The organism is Streptomyces sp. NPDC086147 (genome assembly GCF_040702165.1).
Taxonomy (GTDB): domain Bacteria; phylum Actinomycetota; class Actinomycetes; order Streptomycetales; family Streptomycetaceae; genus Streptomyces.
Window position 1 is genome coordinate 79087 of sequence record NZ_JBFBJO010000001.1, and the last position, 15409, is coordinate 94495.

The window sequence follows — 15409 nt, forward strand, 5'->3', positions numbered from 1 at the left end:
AAGCTAAGTTGAATTACCGGTGGTGTCAACCTTCTCCGGGCGGCCCTCCGCCGCCTGCGGCAGACTGCTGGACATGCGTACCGCTTACCGCGTGGAGACCGTCCGGGCCGCCGAGGCCGCCCTCATGGCCCGCCTCCCGGAGGGCGCCCTCATGGGCAGGGCCGCCGCCGGACTCGCCGCCGCCTGCTGCTCGTTGCTCGGGAAGGGACGGGTGTACGGGTCCCGGGTCGTCCTCCTCGTCGGGAGCGGCGACAACGGCGGCGACGCGCTGTACGCCGGGGCCCGGCTCGCCCGGCGCGGCGCGGGCGTGACCGCCGTGCTGCTCGGCGCGCGCGCCCACGAGGGCGGGCTCGCGGCGCTCCGGGCGGCGGGCGGGCGGATCGCGGACGACCCGTTCGAGCCGCTGGCCGGCGCCGACCTCGTCCTCGACGGGATCACCGGCATCGGCGGGCGCGGCGGGCTGCGGCCCGACGCCGTCCCCGTCGCCCGGGCCGCGCGCGGCTCCGACGCCGTCGTCGTCGCCGTCGACCTGCCCAGCGGCGTCGACGCCGACACCGGGGAGGTCGCCGGGGAGGCGCTGCGGGCCGACGTCACGGTCACCTTCGGGACGTACAAGCCGGGACTGCTCGTCGACCCGGCGCACGCGTACGCGGGCGCGCTGCGGCTCGTGGACATCGGGCTCGGCGCGGTCCTGCCGGGGGTGCCGGACCTGGAGGCGCTCCAGCACGAGGACGTGGCGCGGCTGCTGCCGGTGCCGGGCGCCGAGAGCGACAAGTACCGGCGCGGGGTCGTCGGCGTCGTCGCCGGCTCCACCCGCTACCCCGGCGCCGCCGTCCTCGCCGTGACCGGGGCGCTGCGGGGCGGGGCGGGGGCCGTGCGGTACGTCGGGGCCGGCGGGGACGCGGTGCTCGCCGCGCACCCCGAGACCCTGGTGCACCCCTGGCCGCCGCAGAAGGCCGGGCGGGTCCAGGCGTGGGTCGTCGGTCCGGGGCTCGGGGACGCGCCCGGGGCGCGGGAGGCGGTCGCGGACACCCTCGCCTCGGACGTGCCGGTCCTGGTCGACGCGGACGGGCTGCGGGGGCTCGAACCGGCGGTCGTACGGGGCCGGAGCGCGCCCACCCTCCTCACCCCGCACGCGGGCGAGGCGGCGGCGCTGCTCTCCGTCCCCCGGGGCGAGGTCGAGGCGGGGCGGCTCGCGGCGGTCCGGGAGCTGGCCGACCGCTTCGGCGCGACGGTCCTCCTCAAGGGCTCCACGACGCTGGTGTGCGGGGACGCCGGTCCCGTACGGGTGAACCCGACCGGGACGTCCTGGCTCGCCACCGCCGGGAGCGGCGACGTCCTCTCCGGCCTGGCGGGCTCGCTGCTCGCGGCGGGCCTGCCGCCCGTCGACGCGGCCTCCTGCGCGGCCTACCTCCACGGACTCGCCGCCCGCCGCGCCTCGTCGGGGACGGCCCCGGTGACGGCGACGGAGGTGGCGGGGGCGTTGCGGGGGGCGTGGGAGGACGTGCGGAACCCGTCGTAGGACGGCCCGGGACGAGAGGGGTTCCCGGGGTGTCGCTCATAAGGGTGATCGGCGCTACAGCCCGGGAAAGCGGTGCCGGGGGGCGCACCTGAGAGACTGGGCGCGATGACTGAGACACCGCCGCCCCGCAGAGCCCGCGCCGAGATCGACCTCGGCGCGCTGCGTGCGAACGTCCGCACGCTGCGCGCCCGCGTCGCCCCCCACGTCCGGATCATGGCCGTGGTCAAGGCCGACGCGTACGGACACGGCGCCGTGCGCTGTGCCCGCGCCGCCCTGGAGGCGGGGGCGGACTGGCTCGGCACGGCCACCCCGCACGAGGCGCTCGCGCTGCGGGCCGCCGGGATCACGGACGTTCCCGTCATGTGCTGGCTCTGGACCCCCGGCGACCCGTGGGACCGGGGCATCGAGGCCGGGCTCGACATGTCCGTCAGCGGGATGTGGGCCCTGCGGGAGGTCGTCGCGGCGGCCCGGGCCACCGGGAAGAGCGCCCGCGTGCAGCTCAAGGCCGACACCGGCCTCGGCCGCAACGGCTGCCAGCCCGCCGACTGGCCCGAGCTCGTCGGGGAGGCGCTGAAGGCCGAGGCCGAGGGGCTGCTCAAGGTCACCGGGCTCTGGTCGCACCTCGCCTGCGCCGACGAGCCCCACCACCCCTCCATCGCCGCCCAGCTCGACGTCTTCCGCTCGATGCTCGACTACGCCGAGAAGGCCGGCGTCGAGCCCGAGGTCCGGCACATCGCCAACTCGCCGGCCACCCTCACCCTCCCCGAGGCCCACTTCGACCTCGTCCGGCCCGGCATCGCCGTCTACGGCATCTCGCCCAGCCCCGAGCTCGGCACCTCCGCCGAACTCGGCCTGCGGCCCGTCATGTCGCTCAAGGCGAGCGTCGCGCTCGTCAAGCAGGTCCCGGCCGGACACGGCGTCAGCTACGGGCACCACTACGTCACCGACGGCGAGACCACCCTCGGACTCGTGCCCCTCGGGTACGCCGACGGCGTCCCCCGGCACGCCTCCGGCCGCGGCCCCGTCCTCGTCGGGGACACCGTCCGCACGGTCGCCGGCCGCGTCGCCATGGACCAGTTCGTGCTCGACCTCGGCGGGGAGACCCCCGAGCCCGGCACCGAGGCCGTGCTCTTCGGCCCCGGCGACCGGGGCGAACCGACCGCCGAGGACTGGGCGGTGGCCGCCGACACCATCGCGTACGAGATCGTCACCCGGATCGGGGCGCGCGTCCCGCGCGTCTACCCGGGCGAATGAGGAGGAAATGCCGTGGGGGAGTCCAGTAGTGGCGGCACCTGGCGCCGCGCCGGTTTCGCCGGCGCCGCGATAGGCGTCCTGGCGGCCGGAGCCGCCGCCGGGGTCGCCGTCGAACGGCTCACCGTCGGCCGTTCCGTACGCCAGAAGGCGCGGCTCGCCCTGGACGCCGCCGGACCCTACGGCGGGCTCCGCGGCACCCCCGGCCGCGCCCTCGCCGACGACGGGACCGTCCTCTACTACGAGGTCGACGAGGTCGGTGACGGTGACGGCGCCGAGGCCCCCGCCCGGCTCCGGCGCCTCTTCGGGCGCCGCAGACCCGTCCCCGTCACCGTCGTCTTCAGCCACGGCTACTGCCTCAACCAGGACTCCTGGCACTTCCAGCGGGCCGCCCTGCGCGGTCTCGTGCGCACCGTCCACTGGGACCAGCGCAGCCACGGGCGGTCGGGGCAGGGCGTCGCCCAGGCCGGATCCGGCGCCGTCCCCGTCTCCATCGACCAGCTCGGCCGCGACCTCAAGGCCGTCGTCGACGTCGCCGCCCCCGAGGGCCCCCTCGTCCTCGTCGGGCACTCCATGGGCGGCATGACGGTGATGGCGTTCGCCGAGCAGTACCCGGAGCTGATGCGCGACCGCGTCGTCGGCGTCGCCTTCGTCGGCACCTCCGCCGGAAAGCTGAACGAGGTGACGTACGGGCTGCCCGTCATGGGCGTCAACGCCGTCCGGCGGATCCTGCCGGGCGTCCTGCGGACCCTCGGCGCCCAGGCGGAGCTGGTCGAGCGCGGCCGCCGGGCGACGGCCGACCTCTTCGCCGGGCTCGTCAAGAAGTACTCGTTCGCCTCGAAGGACGTGGACCCGGCGGTCGCCCGCTTCGCCGAGCGGATGATCGAGTCCACCCCCATCGACGTCGTCGCCGCCTTCTACCCGGCCTTCGCGGAGCACGACAAGTCCGCCGCCCTGCCCGCCCTCCGCGGCCTGCCGGTGCTCGCGCTCGCCGGGGACCGCGACCTCGTCACCCCCAGCTCCCACACCGAGGCCATCGCCGCCCTCCTGCCCGGCGCCGAGCTGGTGATCGTCCCGGACGGCGGCCACCTGGTGATGCTGGAGCACCCGGAGGCCGTCACCGACCGCCTCGCCGACCTGCTCGTACGGGCCGGGGCCGTGCCGGAGCCGACGACGGCGAGGACGGAGCCCGGAAAAAGCTAGATTGGCGGTATGGAAGCAGCGCACCCGCCCGTACCCTCCGCACCCGCCGACGCCACTCCCGTCTCCGAGGCCACCCTCTCCGTGGACTCCCCGGAGCGGATGCAGGAGCTGGGCCGCCGGCTCGCCGGAGTGCTCCGCCCCGGCGACCTCGTCATGCTCACCGGCGAGCTCGGCGCCGGGAAGACCACCCTCACCCGCGGCCTCGGCGAGGGGCTCGGGGTGCGCGGCGCCGTCACCTCCCCGACCTTCGTCATCGCCCGCGTCCACCCGTCCCTGGTCGGCGGCCCGGCCCTGGTCCACGTCGACGCGTACCGCCTCGGCGGCGGGCTCGACGAGATGGAGGACCTCGATCTGGACGTCTCGCTGCCCGAGTCCGTGGTGGTCGTGGAGTGGGGCGACGGCAAGGTCGAGGAGCTGACCGACGACCGGCTGCACGTCCTGATCCACCGCGTCACCGGCGACACCGACGACGACCGGCGCACGGTCCTGCTGCGCGGCGTCGGGGAGCGGTGGGCGGGGGAGGAGCTGGGCGCGCTCTGACCCTCCCCGTCCCGCTCCCCACGTAGGTTCCGACAAGCTGTCGGCACCATGTTGCGTGCGTCGTGTGCGCCGTGTTCCCATGGACGCACGAGCTGGTTAGGTGTACCTAACCTACGGGAGGCAGGCATGGCGACGCCGGAGCGCGCGGAACCCGGTCGGGAGCACGTCACGATGAGTGAGCTGCTGGCGTCCTGCGTGGCCGCCCGCGCCCTCTCGACCCCGCCGAGACCACGGCCCGAGGACGACGCGCGGGAGCGGGACGCCGGATACGACGCGTACGGGCGGACCGAGGAGGACGAGGCCGCCTAGGCCTGTCCGGCGGATCAGGGTCGGGTGGGCCCTGGGGCCGGATCCGCAAGGCGGGTCCGGGCCGTGCGGCCGCGGCTCAGGGGACGACGACGACCTTCGTGCCGATCACCGCGAACGTCCACAGCGCGTCCCCGTCGGCCCGCTTCATGCGGATGCCGCCGGTCTTCTTCGCCGGGTCCGGCTCCGGCATCGAGCCGTCCACCGCCGCGCTGAAGCCGACCGCCACGTCCTGGGCCGTCGCGAACCGCACCACGTGCTCGATCCGCACCCCGTCCGAGCCGCGCACCGTGCCCGACCGCGAGGTCACCGCGTACGCGCCCGGCGGCGGGGACACCGTGCTCGGCATCACCGTGAACGTGCGGGTGGCCTTGCCGCCGCCGCTCACCAGCCACACCCGGCGGTCGGCGAGGCCGTACACGACCCGCTCCCCGGTGCCCGAGGCCGCGGGGACGGCGAGGGGGTCGCGCTCCGGCTGCTTCGGGCCGCCGCTCGGGGAGGTCGAGGGGGCCGCCGTGCTCGGGGCCTTCGGCTTGGCCGAGAGGTCCGCGGGGACGTTCGCGGAGGCCTGGTAGGCGAGGAAACAGACCGTGGCGACCGCCGCGGCCGTGAGCCCGGCCACGAATCCCGAGCTGCTCCGTGCCACCGTGCCCACCTCTCGTACGAATGTGTCGAAGGGTGACGGTAGCAGCCGCCGCCCCGGGGGTCGGGGCAGCGTGCCCGGGAGCCGTAGGCTGTTCGCGTGCTGTTGCTCGCCATGGATACCGCCACCCCCGCCGTCACCGTCGCCCTCCACGACGGCGAGGCCGTCGTCGCCTCGTCGACCCGGGTCGACGCCCGCCGCCACGGGGAGCTGCTGCTGCCCGCCGTCGACCGGGTCCTCGCCGAGGCCGGACTGAAGCTCGACGCGGTCACCGGCGTCGTCGTCGGCGTCGGCCCCGGCCCGTACACCGGTCTGCGCGTCGGCCTCGTCACGGCCGCGGCCTTCTCGTCCGCGCTCGGCGTGCCCGTGCACGGCCTGTGCACCCTCGACGGCCTCGCGTACGCCTCCGGGATCGACGAGCCCTTCGCCGTCGCCACGGACGCGCGCCGCAAGGAGGTCTACTGGGCGCGGTACGACGACTCCCGCACCCGCGTGACCGACGCGGCCGTCGACCGGCCCGCCGACATCGCCGAAGCCCTCGCCGGGCTCCCGGTCGTCGGCGCGGGCGCCCGTCTCTACCCCGAGGCCTTCCCCGACGCCCGCGACCCCGAGCACCAGTCGGCCGCCGCGCTCGCCGCCCTCGCGGCGGAGAAGCTGAGGGCCGGGGACGCCGAGGGCTTCCTCGACCCGCTGCCGATGTACCTGCGCCGCCCCGACGCCCAGGTGCCGAAGAACTACAAGGTGGTCACGCCCAAGTGACCGGCGGCGCGGAACTGCGCGAGATGCGCTGGTGGGACATCGCACCGGTGCTCGCCCTGGAGGACGAGCTGTTCCCCGAGGACGCCTGGTCGGCCGGGATGTTCTGGTCCGAGCTCGCGCACTCCCGGGGGCCGGGCGCCACCCGCCGGTACGTCGTCGCGGAGGACCCCGGCGGCCGGGTCGTCGGGTACGCCGGGCTCGCCGCCGCCGGCGGCCTCGGCGACGTGCAGACCATCGCCGTCTCCCGCGACCAGTGGGGCACCGGGCTCGGCGCCCGGCTCCTCACCGACCTGCTCCAGCACGCCACCGCCTTCGAGTGCGACGAGGTCCTGCTCGAAGTGCGCGTGGACAACACCCGGGCCCAGAAGCTCTACGAGCGCTTCGGCTTCGAGCCCATCGGTTTCCGGCGCGGCTACTACCAGCCCGGAAACGTCGACGCGCTCGTGATGCGACTGACCGTCCAAGGAACCGGAACCGATATCTGATGGCTGCTGACGAACCCCTGGTGCTCGGCATCGAGACCTCCTGCGACGAGACCGGCGTCGGCGTCGTCCACGGGACCACCCTCCTCGCGGACGCGATCGCCTCCAGCGTCGACACCCACGCCCGCTTCGGCGGCGTCGTGCCCGAGATCGCCTCCCGCGCGCACCTGGAGGCGATGGTCCCGACGATCGAGCGCGCCCTGAAGACCGCCGGGATCTCCGCGAAGGACCTCGACGGCATCGCCGTCACCGCCGGGCCCGGCCTCGCGGGGGCGCTGCTCGTCGGCGTCTCGGCGGCCAAGGCGTACGCCTACGCCCTCGGCAAGCCGCTCTACGGCGTCAACCACCTGGCCTCGCACATCTGCGTCGACCAGCTGGAGCACGGCCGGCTGCCCGAGCCGACGATGGCCCTCCTGGTCTCCGGCGGGCACTCCTCGCTGCTGCTCTCCACCGACATCACCTCCGACGTGCGGCCGATGGGCGCCACCATCGACGACGCGGCCGGCGAGGCCTTCGACAAGATCGCCCGCGTGCTCGACCTCGGCTTCCCCGGCGGACCGGTCATCGACCGGCTCGCCAGGGAGGGCGACCCGAAGGCGATCAACTTCCCGCGCGGTCTGAGCGGCGCCAAGGACCCGGCGTACGACTTCTCCTTCTCCGGGCTCAAGACCGCCGTGGCCCGCTGGATCGAGGCGAAGCGGGCGGCCGGCGAGGAGGTGCCGGTGCGGGACGTGGCCGCGTCCTTCCAGGAGGCGGTCGTGGACGTGCTCACCCGCAAGGCCGTCCGGGCCTGCAAGGACGAGGGCGTCGACCACCTGATGATCGGCGGCGGCGTGGCCGCGAACTCGCGGCTGCGCGCCCTCGCCCAGGAGCGCTGCGAGCGCGCCGGGATCCGGCTGCGGGTGCCCCGGCCGGGCCTGTGCACGGACAACGGCGCGATGGTCGCGGCCCTCGGCTCCGAGATGGTCTCCCGGGGCCGGGCCGCCTCCGACCTGGAGCTGTCGGCGGACTCCTCGCTGCCGGTGACGGACCCGCACGTGCCGGGCGCCCACGCGCACGACCACGATCACGATCACGTGCACGAGGTCAGCAAGGAGAACCTGTACTCGTGAGGCTCACCCTCATGTGGGAGGCGCGGGCCGCGCAGGGGCGGGGGCCCGAGCTCCTGGAGTGGGCCCGGGAGCGGTCCCGGGTCCTCGCGTACGAGCCCGTGCGCCGAGAGGTCTTCCGCGCGCCCCAGGACCGGGTCCTCGTCCTCACCTGGTGGGAGGCGGAGACGTTCGACGCGGAGCTGCCCGAGCTGCCCGAGCCGGACGCGGAGCTGATCACCCGGCCGGTCCACCGCTGGCGGTTCGAAGCGGTCGAGTAGCCGTACGGACGGATGTCCGATCGGTCACACGTGCGGCCGTCGGGCAACCTTTCGAGGCGTGCGGGCATCTCCCGGCGCGTGAAGAAGACGATCGTGCTCCGGGCGGCGCTGACCGCCGCGGCCCTCCTGGTGACCGGCTGCACGGCGGAGCGCCCCGCCGCCGCCCCCGTGCCCGCCCCGGCCCCGCCGACGTCGTCCGCGCCCCGGCCCACCGCCGGGACCGGGGCGCCGGGCGCTCCGGCGGAGGCCGCCGCGTACCGCAAGTGGGGGCTGAAGCCCTTCGCGGCCCCGCCCGCGCCGCCGGCGGTGAAGCCGGTGGTCCGCAAGGCGGGGGAGCCGGTGCCGGTGATCAGCGACGTCCCCACCGACGAGAAGATCGTCTTCCTCACGATCGACGACGGGGCGGAGAAGGACCCCGAGTTCGTCACGATGATGAAGGAGCTCAAGGTCCCCTTCACCATGTTCCTGACCGACTCCGCCATCCGCACCGACTACGCCTACTTCTCCCCGCTCGTCGCCCAGGGCCACGGCGTCGCCAACCACACCCTCACCCACCCCAATCTGCGCACCCTCTCCCCGGAGGCCCAGCGCCGGGAGATCTGCGGCCAGCAGGAGAGGCTGAAGCAGCGGTACGGCACGGCCCCGCGCCTCTTCCGCCCGCCGTACGGCAACTGGAACGAGGCCACGCGCACGGCGGCCGGGACCTGTGGGGTGGACGCGATCGTGCTGTGGCGCGAGTCCATGCAGATCCAGAACATGCAGTACCAGCGCGGCGACCGGAAGCTCCACCCCGGCGACATCGTCCTCGCCCACTTCCGCGGCCCGTCCGAGCTCAAGGGCCGCACGATGACCGAGATGACGGCCACGATGCTCCGCCGCATCCAGGAGCAGGGCTTCACGGTGGCGCGGCTGGAGGACTACGTCTGAGGACACCGGATCGGATGACGGCTTCGGGTTTCCGCTCGCTAGGGTCTGTCCGGCGGATCAGGGTCGGACAGGCCCTAGGCTTGCCGTACGGTTCACCATCCCGGGCATGGGAGAACGCATGACCGCCGCTGCCCCAGACCAGCCGCTGATCCCGCAGCCTCCGTCGACCGTCACGGCCCTGCGGCAGGCGGTGGCGCAGATCGCCCCGGCGTCCCTGCCCGCCTTCACCCGCGAGCTGGACCAGGCGGCCGACCAGGCCCGTCTCGGGTCGGATCTCGCGCCGCTGCGCCGTTTCACCGCGCACTGGGCCGTCTACGTCCACATCCAGCGCCAGCCGCGGTTGGCGGCGCGGTTCCGGGAACTCGAAGCCGTCGCCGCGACCGGCGACGCGGACCGGGTGAGGGAGGCCGCGTCCCGGATGGGCCGCCTGCTCGACGACGCCCGGGACGCGCTGTCGGGGACCGGCGGTGAGTGAGCGCTGGCGCTGGGAGTACGACCCCGACGCCGCGCACGTCGCGGGAGGCGTTCCGGCACCGGTGGTCGCGGAGGTCGAACGCCTGACGTCCCAGCTGGTGGACCTCGCCGAGATGGGCGTGGACGTCGGTGATCTGGGCGAAGGGCCGAAGCCGGGCGGGCTGCGGCGCATGGACGCGGCCGGCGGGTGGTTCTACTTCCTCGCGGCACCGAGGGCCCGGCTGATCGTGGTCGTACGGATCATCCCTCCGTTCGACAGCCTCTGAGCCGCACCGGGGGAGCCCTCGCGGAGACGTGCGCTCACGCGCCCCCGGCCGCCCGGACCGGCTGTCCGATCAGCATCGTCGGAGCCCCCGCGACCCGGGTGAGCAGCACCGTCGCCGCGTTCGGCCCCTTCGGCTTCACCTTGCGCCGGATCTCCTCCGGCTCGACCGCCGAGCCCCGCTTCTTCACGGTCAGGGTGCCGACCTCCCGCTCCCGCAGCAGCGCCTTCAACCTCTTCAGGTTGAAGGGGAGTTCGTCGGTGATCTCGTACGCGGCGGCGTACGGGGTGGGGACCAGCACGTCCGAGGTCACGTACGCGATCGTCTCGTCGATCAGACCGCCGTCCAGCTCCTCGGCAGCCTCCGCCACCAGGTGCGCGCGGATCACCGCGCCGTCCGGCTCGTACAGGTAGCGCCCGACCGGCCGGACCGCCGGGTCGGGCAGCCCGCGCCCGGCGAGGGTCGCGCCGGAGGGCAGCAGCGTGGCCCGGCGCGCGCCCGGCTCCGTACCGAACCACAGCACGGCCTCCTTCACGTCCCCGCCGTCCGAGATCCACTCGGCCTCGGCCTCCGCCGGTACGGCCTCGTGCGGAATGCCCGGCGCCACCTTCAGGGCCGCGTGCGGGGCCTTCCGGGCCGCCTCGACCGCCCAGGACAGCGGCGGGGAGTACGCCTCCGGGTCGAAGATCCTGCCCCGGCCGCCGCGCCGGGCGGGGTCGACGAAGACCGCGTCGTAAGGGCTCGTGTCGATCTCCGTCACGTCCGCGCACCGCACCTCGATCAGGCCGGACAGGCCGAGCGCCTCGGCGTTGGCGCGGACCGTCTCGGCGGTCAGCGGGTCGCGGTCGACGGCGAGGACGGAGATCCCGGCGCGGGCCAGGGCGATCGCGTCGCCGCCGATCCCGGAGCACAGGTCCGCCACGCCGCCGACGCCCAGCGCCTTCATCCGGCCGGCCCGGTACGCGCCGACCGAGGCCCGGGTCGACTGCTCGACGCCGTTCGGCGTGAAGTACATCCGGTACGCGTCCTCCGCGCCGAACTTCGCCACCGCCCGCTGCCGCAGCCGCGCCTGGCCGAGCGCCGCCGTGACCAGCTCGGCGGGATGGTCGCGGCGCAGCCGGGAGGCGACCGCCAGCTCCCGGGCGGGGTCGTAGTCGCGCAGGGCGGCGAGGAGCGTCTGCCCCTCGGGGGCGAGCAGGGCGGCGAAGGAGGCGAGGTCGGTCACCCGTCCCATTCTGGCCCCTGTCCCGGCCCCCCGGCCCTGGCCCCTGTCCCGGCCCCCCGGGGAGCTGTGGGCCGGCCGGGGGACGGTGGGCCGGGTACGGCGGTGTCGCGGCCGGAAGGAGCCGCCGCGCTGACAGGATGCGGCGCCATGCAGCTTGTACGACAAAAGGAACAGAAGATGAGAAAAGGCGTGCACCGCTCCCGTCGGACGTCCGGGGCGGCGCTCGTCGTCGCCGCCCTCGCCTCCACCGCCGTGGCCTGCTCCGGCGCCGGCCCGGACCGCGCCGCACCGCCTTCCCCCGCCTCCGGCCAGCAGGCCCCGAAGCAGGGCGCCGCCGCGCCCGAACCGCAGGTCCGGAAGGCCGAGGAGCTGCGCCTCCGGAAGGCCGCCCGCGCGCTCGCCGCCAAGAAGTGGGGCCTCGCCGAGCCCCCGCTCGAAGCGCCGGCCCCGCCCGCCGTGAAGCCGAGGATCACCACCCGCAAGGGCTTCGAGACCAAGAGCGAGGGCATGCCGCCCGTCTTCACCACCGTGCCGACCAAGGAGAAGGTCGTCTTCCTGACGATCGACGACGGCTCGGAGAAGGACCCCGAGCTGCTGCGGATGATGGAGGAGCTGAAGATCCCGTACAGCGCCTTCCTCAGCGACTACGTCGTCAGCGACGACTACGCCTACTTCTCCCGGATGCAGAAGTCGCAGAAGGGCGGGGTCGCCCTCCACAACCACACCCTGAACCACCGCTACCTGCCCGGACTCTCGTACAGCCGGCAGAAGCGCGAGATCTGCGGCATGCAGGACGTCATCGAGAAGAAGTACGGCAAGCGGCCCGAACTCTTCCGCCCGCCGTACGGCAACTACAACGACGACACCCTGCGCGCGGCCAAGTCCTGCGGCGTCAAGGCCGTCCCGCTGTGGGCCGCCGAGGCCTTCCCCGACCGCATGGAGTGGCGCGAGTGGGACCGGGACCTGCACCCCGGCGACATCGTCCTCACCCACTTCCGGGGCGAGGGGGACTGGAAGGGCAGCATGGCCGACATGGTCCGCCGCGTGATGAACGTGATCACGGCCAAGGGCTACGCGGTCGCGAAGCTAGAGGACTACGTGTGAGACCCGGGAGGCGCGGGCGGCGGCGGGCCGCCGCCCTGGCCCTGACCGGAACGCTGCTCGTCCTCCCGGCCCTCACCGGCTGCGCCTCCTCGGCCGACCCGGTCGACTCGATCGAACGGCTCGGCCGGAGGGCGGCGGAGGGGGTGGCGCCCCGGGCGCCGGCGCCGCCGGGGGAGCGGGTGAGGGTCGGACGGGCCGTGGTGGAGGGAAAGCCGGTCGAACGGGCGGGCGTACGGACTGCGGACCGGGAGGGGAGACGCTGCCGGAAGGCCCCGGAACCCCGTACGACCGTGCCCCCGGTCACGCCACGGAGCGATGAATTGGCACTCCGCTTGACCGAGTGCTAATCGCGGTCATAGTCTCGGCTCTGGCACTCCCCACCGGAGAGTGCCAACACAGCGACGGGCAGGTCCGGCACCCGCGACGACGGATCCACCTGGTTCGCCACCTCAGACAGTCAACCCCGTGATCTCCGAAGGGGGAGGTCGGATCGTGACGACCACCAGCTCCAAGGTTGCCATCAAGCCGCTCGAGGACCGCATCGTGGTCCAGCCGCTCGACGCCGAGCAGACCACCGCCTCTGGCCTGGTCATCCCGGACACCGCCAAGGAGAAGCCCCAGGAGGGCGTCGTCCTGGCCGTGGGCCCGGGCCGCTTCGAGAACGGCGAGCGCCTGCCGCTCGACGTCAAGACCGGCGACGTCGTGCTCTACAGCAAGTACGGCGGCACCGAGGTGAAGTACAACGGCGAGGAGTACCTCGTCCTCTCGGCCCGCGACGTGCTCGCGATCGTCGAGAAGTAAGTCACCCCAGGCCAGAAGGCTTTGAGCTGCGCCCCGAGGCCCCATTCCTGGGCGCCCCGGGGCGCCGTTCGTTCCACCAGAATTCCGAGAGGGCTGAACCGCTCCCATGGCGAAGATCCTGAAGTTCGACGAGGACGCCCGTCGCGCCCTTGAGCGCGGCGTCAACAAGCTTGCCGACACGGTGAAGGTGACGATCGGCCCCAAGGGCCGCAACGTCGTCATCGACAAGAAGTTCGGCGCCCCCACCATCACCAACGACGGTGTCACGATCGCCCGCGAGGTCGAGATCGAGGACCCGTACGAGAACCTCGGCGCCCAGCTGGTGAAGGAGGTGGCGACCAAGACCAACGACATCGCGGGTGACGGCACCACCACCGCCACCGTGCTCGCCCAGGCCCTGGTCCGCGAGGGTCTGCGCAACGTCGCAGCCGGCGCCTCCCCGGCCGCCCTGAAGAAGGGCATCGACGCCGCCGTCAAGGCCGTGTCCGAGGAGCTCCTCGCCACCGCGCGCCCGATCGAGGACAAGTCCGACATCGCCGCCGTCGCCGCGCTCTCCGCGCAGGACCAGCAGGTCGGCGAGCTCATCGCCGAGGCGATGGACAAGGTCGGCAAGGACGGCGTCATCACCGTCGAGGAGTCCAACACCTTCGGCCTGGAGCTCGACTTCACCGAGGGCATGGCCTTCGACAAGGGCTACCTGTCCCCGTACATGGTGACCGACCAGGAGCGCATGGAGGCCGTCCTCGACGACCCGTACATCCTGATCAACCAGGGCAAGATCTCCTCGATCCAGGACCTGCTGCCCATCCTGGAGAAGGTCATCCAGGCCGGCGCCGGCAAGCCGCTCCTGATCATCGCCGAGGACGTCGAGGGCGAGGCCCTGTCGACCCTGGTCGTGAACAAGATCCGCGGCACGTTCAACGCCGTGGCCGTCAAGGCCCCCGGCTTCGGCGACCGTCGCAAGGCCATGCTCGGCGACATCGCCACCCTCACCGGTGCCACCGTCATCGCCGAGGAGGTCGGCCTCAAGCTCGACCAGGCCGGCCTGGACGTGCTCGGCACCGCCCGCCGCGTCACCATCACCAAGGACGACACCACCATCGTCGACGGTGGCGGCGACTCGTCCGAGGTGCAGGGCCGCGTCAACCAGATCAAGGCCGAGATCGAGTCCACGGACTCCGACTGGGACCGCGAGAAGCTCCAGGAGCGCCTCGCGAAGCTGGCCGGCGGCGTGTGCGTGATCAAGGTCGGCGCCGCCACCGAGGTGGAGCTGAAGGAGAAGAAGCACCGTCTGGAGGACGCCATCTCCGCGACCCGCGCCGCGGTCGAGGAGGGCATCGTCTCCGGTGGCGGCTCCGCGCTCGTCCACGCCGTCAAGGTCCTGGAGGGCAACCTCGACAAGACCGGCGACGAGGCCACGGGTGTCGCGGTCGTCCGCCGCGCCGCCGTCGAGCCGCTGCGCTGGATCGCCGAGAACGCCGGCCTGGAGGGCTACGTCATCACCTCGAAGGTGGCGGAGCTCGACAAGGGCCAGGGCTTCAACGCCGCGACCGGCGAGTACGGCGACCTGGTCAAGGCCGGCGTCATCGACCCGGTGAAGGTGACGCGCTCCGCCCTGGAGAACGCCGCCTCGATCGCCTCCCTCCTCCTCACCACCGAGACCCTCGTGGTGGAGAAGAAGGAAGAGGAGCCGGCGGACCACGGCCACGGCGGCCACGGCCACTCGCACTGAGGCCAGTAGCCGAACACCGAGGCCCGGTGCCCCCGTCGCGGGGGCACCGGGCCTCGGTGCTTTTCACTCCTCCACCGCTCCGAGCCGCTCCATCAGCCCGAGCATGTCGTACTGCCACCAGTCCTCGACGACCTTGCCGTCCTCCCGGAACCGCTGGATCAGCATCCCGGTCATCCGGACGTCGATGCCGGTGGGCTGGAGGCCCATGAAGTCGCCGGTGTGGGTGGCGTCGCAGGTCCAGCGGGTGCAGACGCGGTCGCCCTCGGCGATCTGGTCCTCGGGGGTGAAGGTGAAGTCGAACCCCTGCCGCCACATCCCGATCCCGCGCCGGATCGCGTCCATGCCGAGGGAGTCCTGCACGTCGGAGGGGTCGTGGCTGTGGCACCCCTCGGCGATCACCTCGTCCAGCGGCGGAAGCTCCCCCGGCGTGCCGATCAGCTCCAGGAACCGGCGCGCGGCGGCCTTGTACATCTGCTCGTCCCGCACGACGTCCAGGTCCGTGAAGGTCGGCATCCCGTCGCAGAGCGCGACCATCTCGTGGAAGAGCCGGTCGGTCTCGGGGAGGTGGGAGTTCCGCATCGCCACGTCGTACGAGGGGAACTCGACGATCTCCACGAAGTGGGACCCGTCGGACCGGTCCTTCCCGAGGACGCTGTGGGTGGCCGTCCGCTTCCCCTTGGTCTGCTCGGCCCACCGGTCCATGAGCCGGTTCATCTCGTCGAAGCGGCTCGTCCTGCAGTCGATGATCTGTACGAAGCTCATGACGCCTCCCGGGGCGGCAGGGACGTTTCCATCTTAGGTTCGGGAA

At 73.5% G+C, this 15409-nt stretch carries 18 protein-coding genes; 15 read left to right on the forward strand and 3 right to left on the reverse strand.

The features are described from left to right. Window positions 1-73: 73 nt before the first annotated feature. From AB0398_RS00455 to AB0398_RS00475, 5 genes are all read left to right on the forward strand, one after another. Window positions 74-1522, forward strand: a complete 1449-nt coding sequence (locus AB0398_RS00455; RefSeq protein WP_366371047.1) for an NAD(P)H-hydrate dehydratase — start codon at window positions 74-76, stop codon at window positions 1520-1522. A gap of 105 nt (window positions 1523-1627) precedes the next feature. Continuing rightward, window positions 1628-2776 carry an alanine racemase gene (alr, locus tag AB0398_RS00460; protein ID WP_366371049.1) on the forward strand — a complete coding sequence of 383 codons (1149 nt, stop codon included), beginning with the start codon at window positions 1628-1630 and terminating at the stop codon, window positions 2774-2776. A 12-nt stretch (window positions 2777-2788) separates the two neighbouring features. Next, window positions 2789-3976: an alpha/beta hydrolase gene (locus AB0398_RS00465; RefSeq protein WP_366371051.1), complete on the forward strand. Its 1188-nt coding sequence runs from the start codon at window positions 2789-2791 to the stop codon at window positions 3974-3976. 9 nt (window positions 3977-3985) lie between these two features. After that, window positions 3986-4516 carry a tRNA (adenosine(37)-N6)-threonylcarbamoyltransferase complex ATPase subunit type 1 TsaE gene (gene tsaE, locus AB0398_RS00470; RefSeq protein WP_366371053.1) on the forward strand — a complete coding sequence of 177 codons (531 nt, stop codon included), beginning with the start codon at window positions 3986-3988 and terminating at the stop codon, window positions 4514-4516. Between the two features lie 171 nt (window positions 4517-4687). Continuing rightward, window positions 4688-4825: a hypothetical protein gene (locus AB0398_RS00475; protein ID WP_366371055.1), complete on the forward strand. Its 138-nt coding sequence runs from the start codon at window positions 4688-4690 to the stop codon at window positions 4823-4825. 76 nt (window positions 4826-4901) lie between these two features. On the opposite strand, the gene AB0398_RS00480 is transcribed toward AB0398_RS00475, so the two are convergent. Further along, window positions 4902-5444, reverse strand: coding sequence for a hypothetical protein (locus tag AB0398_RS00480; protein WP_366372317.1), 543 nt, complete (start codon window positions 5442-5444; stop codon window positions 4902-4904). 120 nt (window positions 5445-5564) lie between these two features. Between AB0398_RS00480 and tsaB the strand changes: the two genes are divergently transcribed. From tsaB to AB0398_RS00515, 7 genes are all read left to right on the forward strand, one after another. Then, a complete protein-coding gene (gene tsaB / locus AB0398_RS00485; protein WP_366371057.1) occupies window positions 5565-6224 on the forward strand; it encodes a tRNA (adenosine(37)-N6)-threonylcarbamoyltransferase complex dimerization subunit type 1 TsaB in 660 nt (219 codons plus the stop codon). A gap of 23 nt (window positions 6225-6247) precedes the next feature. Next, window positions 6248-6709 (forward strand): ribosomal protein S18-alanine N-acetyltransferase, encoded by a 462-nt coding sequence (rimI, locus tag AB0398_RS00490; RefSeq protein WP_366372318.1) that lies wholly within the window; start codon window positions 6248-6250, stop codon window positions 6707-6709. Beyond that, window positions 6709-7818, forward strand: coding sequence for a tRNA (adenosine(37)-N6)-threonylcarbamoyltransferase complex transferase subunit TsaD (tsaD, locus tag AB0398_RS00495; protein ID WP_366371059.1), 1110 nt, complete (start codon window positions 6709-6711; stop codon window positions 7816-7818). The genes rimI and tsaD overlap by 1 nt, the downstream gene beginning before the upstream one ends. Window positions 7819-7829: 11 nt before the next feature. Then, a complete protein-coding gene (locus tag AB0398_RS00500; protein ID WP_183953237.1) occupies window positions 7830-8075 on the forward strand; it encodes a hypothetical protein in 246 nt (81 codons plus the stop codon). 78 nt (window positions 8076-8153) lie between these two features. Then, window positions 8154-9002, forward strand: a complete 849-nt coding sequence (locus tag AB0398_RS00505; RefSeq protein ID WP_366371061.1) for a polysaccharide deacetylase family protein — start codon at window positions 8154-8156, stop codon at window positions 9000-9002. Between the two features lie 118 nt (window positions 9003-9120). Continuing rightward, the gene (locus tag AB0398_RS00510) at window positions 9121-9477 is read left to right on the forward strand and encodes a DUF6247 family protein (RefSeq protein ID WP_366372319.1); all 357 of its coding nucleotides are present in this window, start codon (window positions 9121-9123) and stop codon (window positions 9475-9477) included. After that, window positions 9470-9742: a hypothetical protein gene (locus tag AB0398_RS00515; RefSeq protein WP_366371062.1), complete on the forward strand. Its 273-nt coding sequence runs from the start codon at window positions 9470-9472 to the stop codon at window positions 9740-9742. The genes AB0398_RS00510 and AB0398_RS00515 overlap by 8 nt, the downstream gene beginning before the upstream one ends. A gap of 34 nt (window positions 9743-9776) precedes the next feature. Here the strand turns inward: AB0398_RS00515 and AB0398_RS00520 are convergent, their stop codons facing one another. Further along, window positions 9777-10973: an SAM-dependent methyltransferase gene (locus tag AB0398_RS00520; protein WP_366371064.1), complete on the reverse strand. Its 1197-nt coding sequence runs from the start codon at window positions 10971-10973 to the stop codon at window positions 9777-9779. A gap of 168 nt (window positions 10974-11141) precedes the next feature. On the opposite strand from AB0398_RS00520, the gene AB0398_RS00525 reads away from it, so the two are divergent. From AB0398_RS00525 to groL, 3 genes are all read left to right on the forward strand, one after another. Then, window positions 11142-12068, forward strand: a complete 927-nt coding sequence (locus tag AB0398_RS00525; protein WP_366371066.1) for a polysaccharide deacetylase family protein — start codon at window positions 11142-11144, stop codon at window positions 12066-12068. Window positions 12069-12560: 492 nt separating this feature from the next. After that, the gene (groES, locus tag AB0398_RS00530; protein WP_015035628.1) at window positions 12561-12869 is read left to right on the forward strand and encodes a co-chaperone GroES; all 309 of its coding nucleotides are present in this window, start codon (window positions 12561-12563) and stop codon (window positions 12867-12869) included. Between the two features lie 106 nt (window positions 12870-12975). Next, window positions 12976-14601: a chaperonin GroEL gene (gene groL / locus AB0398_RS00535; protein ID WP_053646112.1), complete on the forward strand. Its 1626-nt coding sequence runs from the start codon at window positions 12976-12978 to the stop codon at window positions 14599-14601. A 63-nt stretch (window positions 14602-14664) separates the two neighbouring features. Here groL and AB0398_RS00540 read toward each other — a convergent pair whose 3' ends face one another. After that, complete coding sequence (locus AB0398_RS00540) at window positions 14665-15363, reverse strand: ester cyclase (RefSeq protein ID WP_366371069.1); 699 nt, start codon at window positions 15361-15363, stop codon at window positions 14665-14667. Window positions 15364-15409 lie beyond the last annotated feature (46 nt).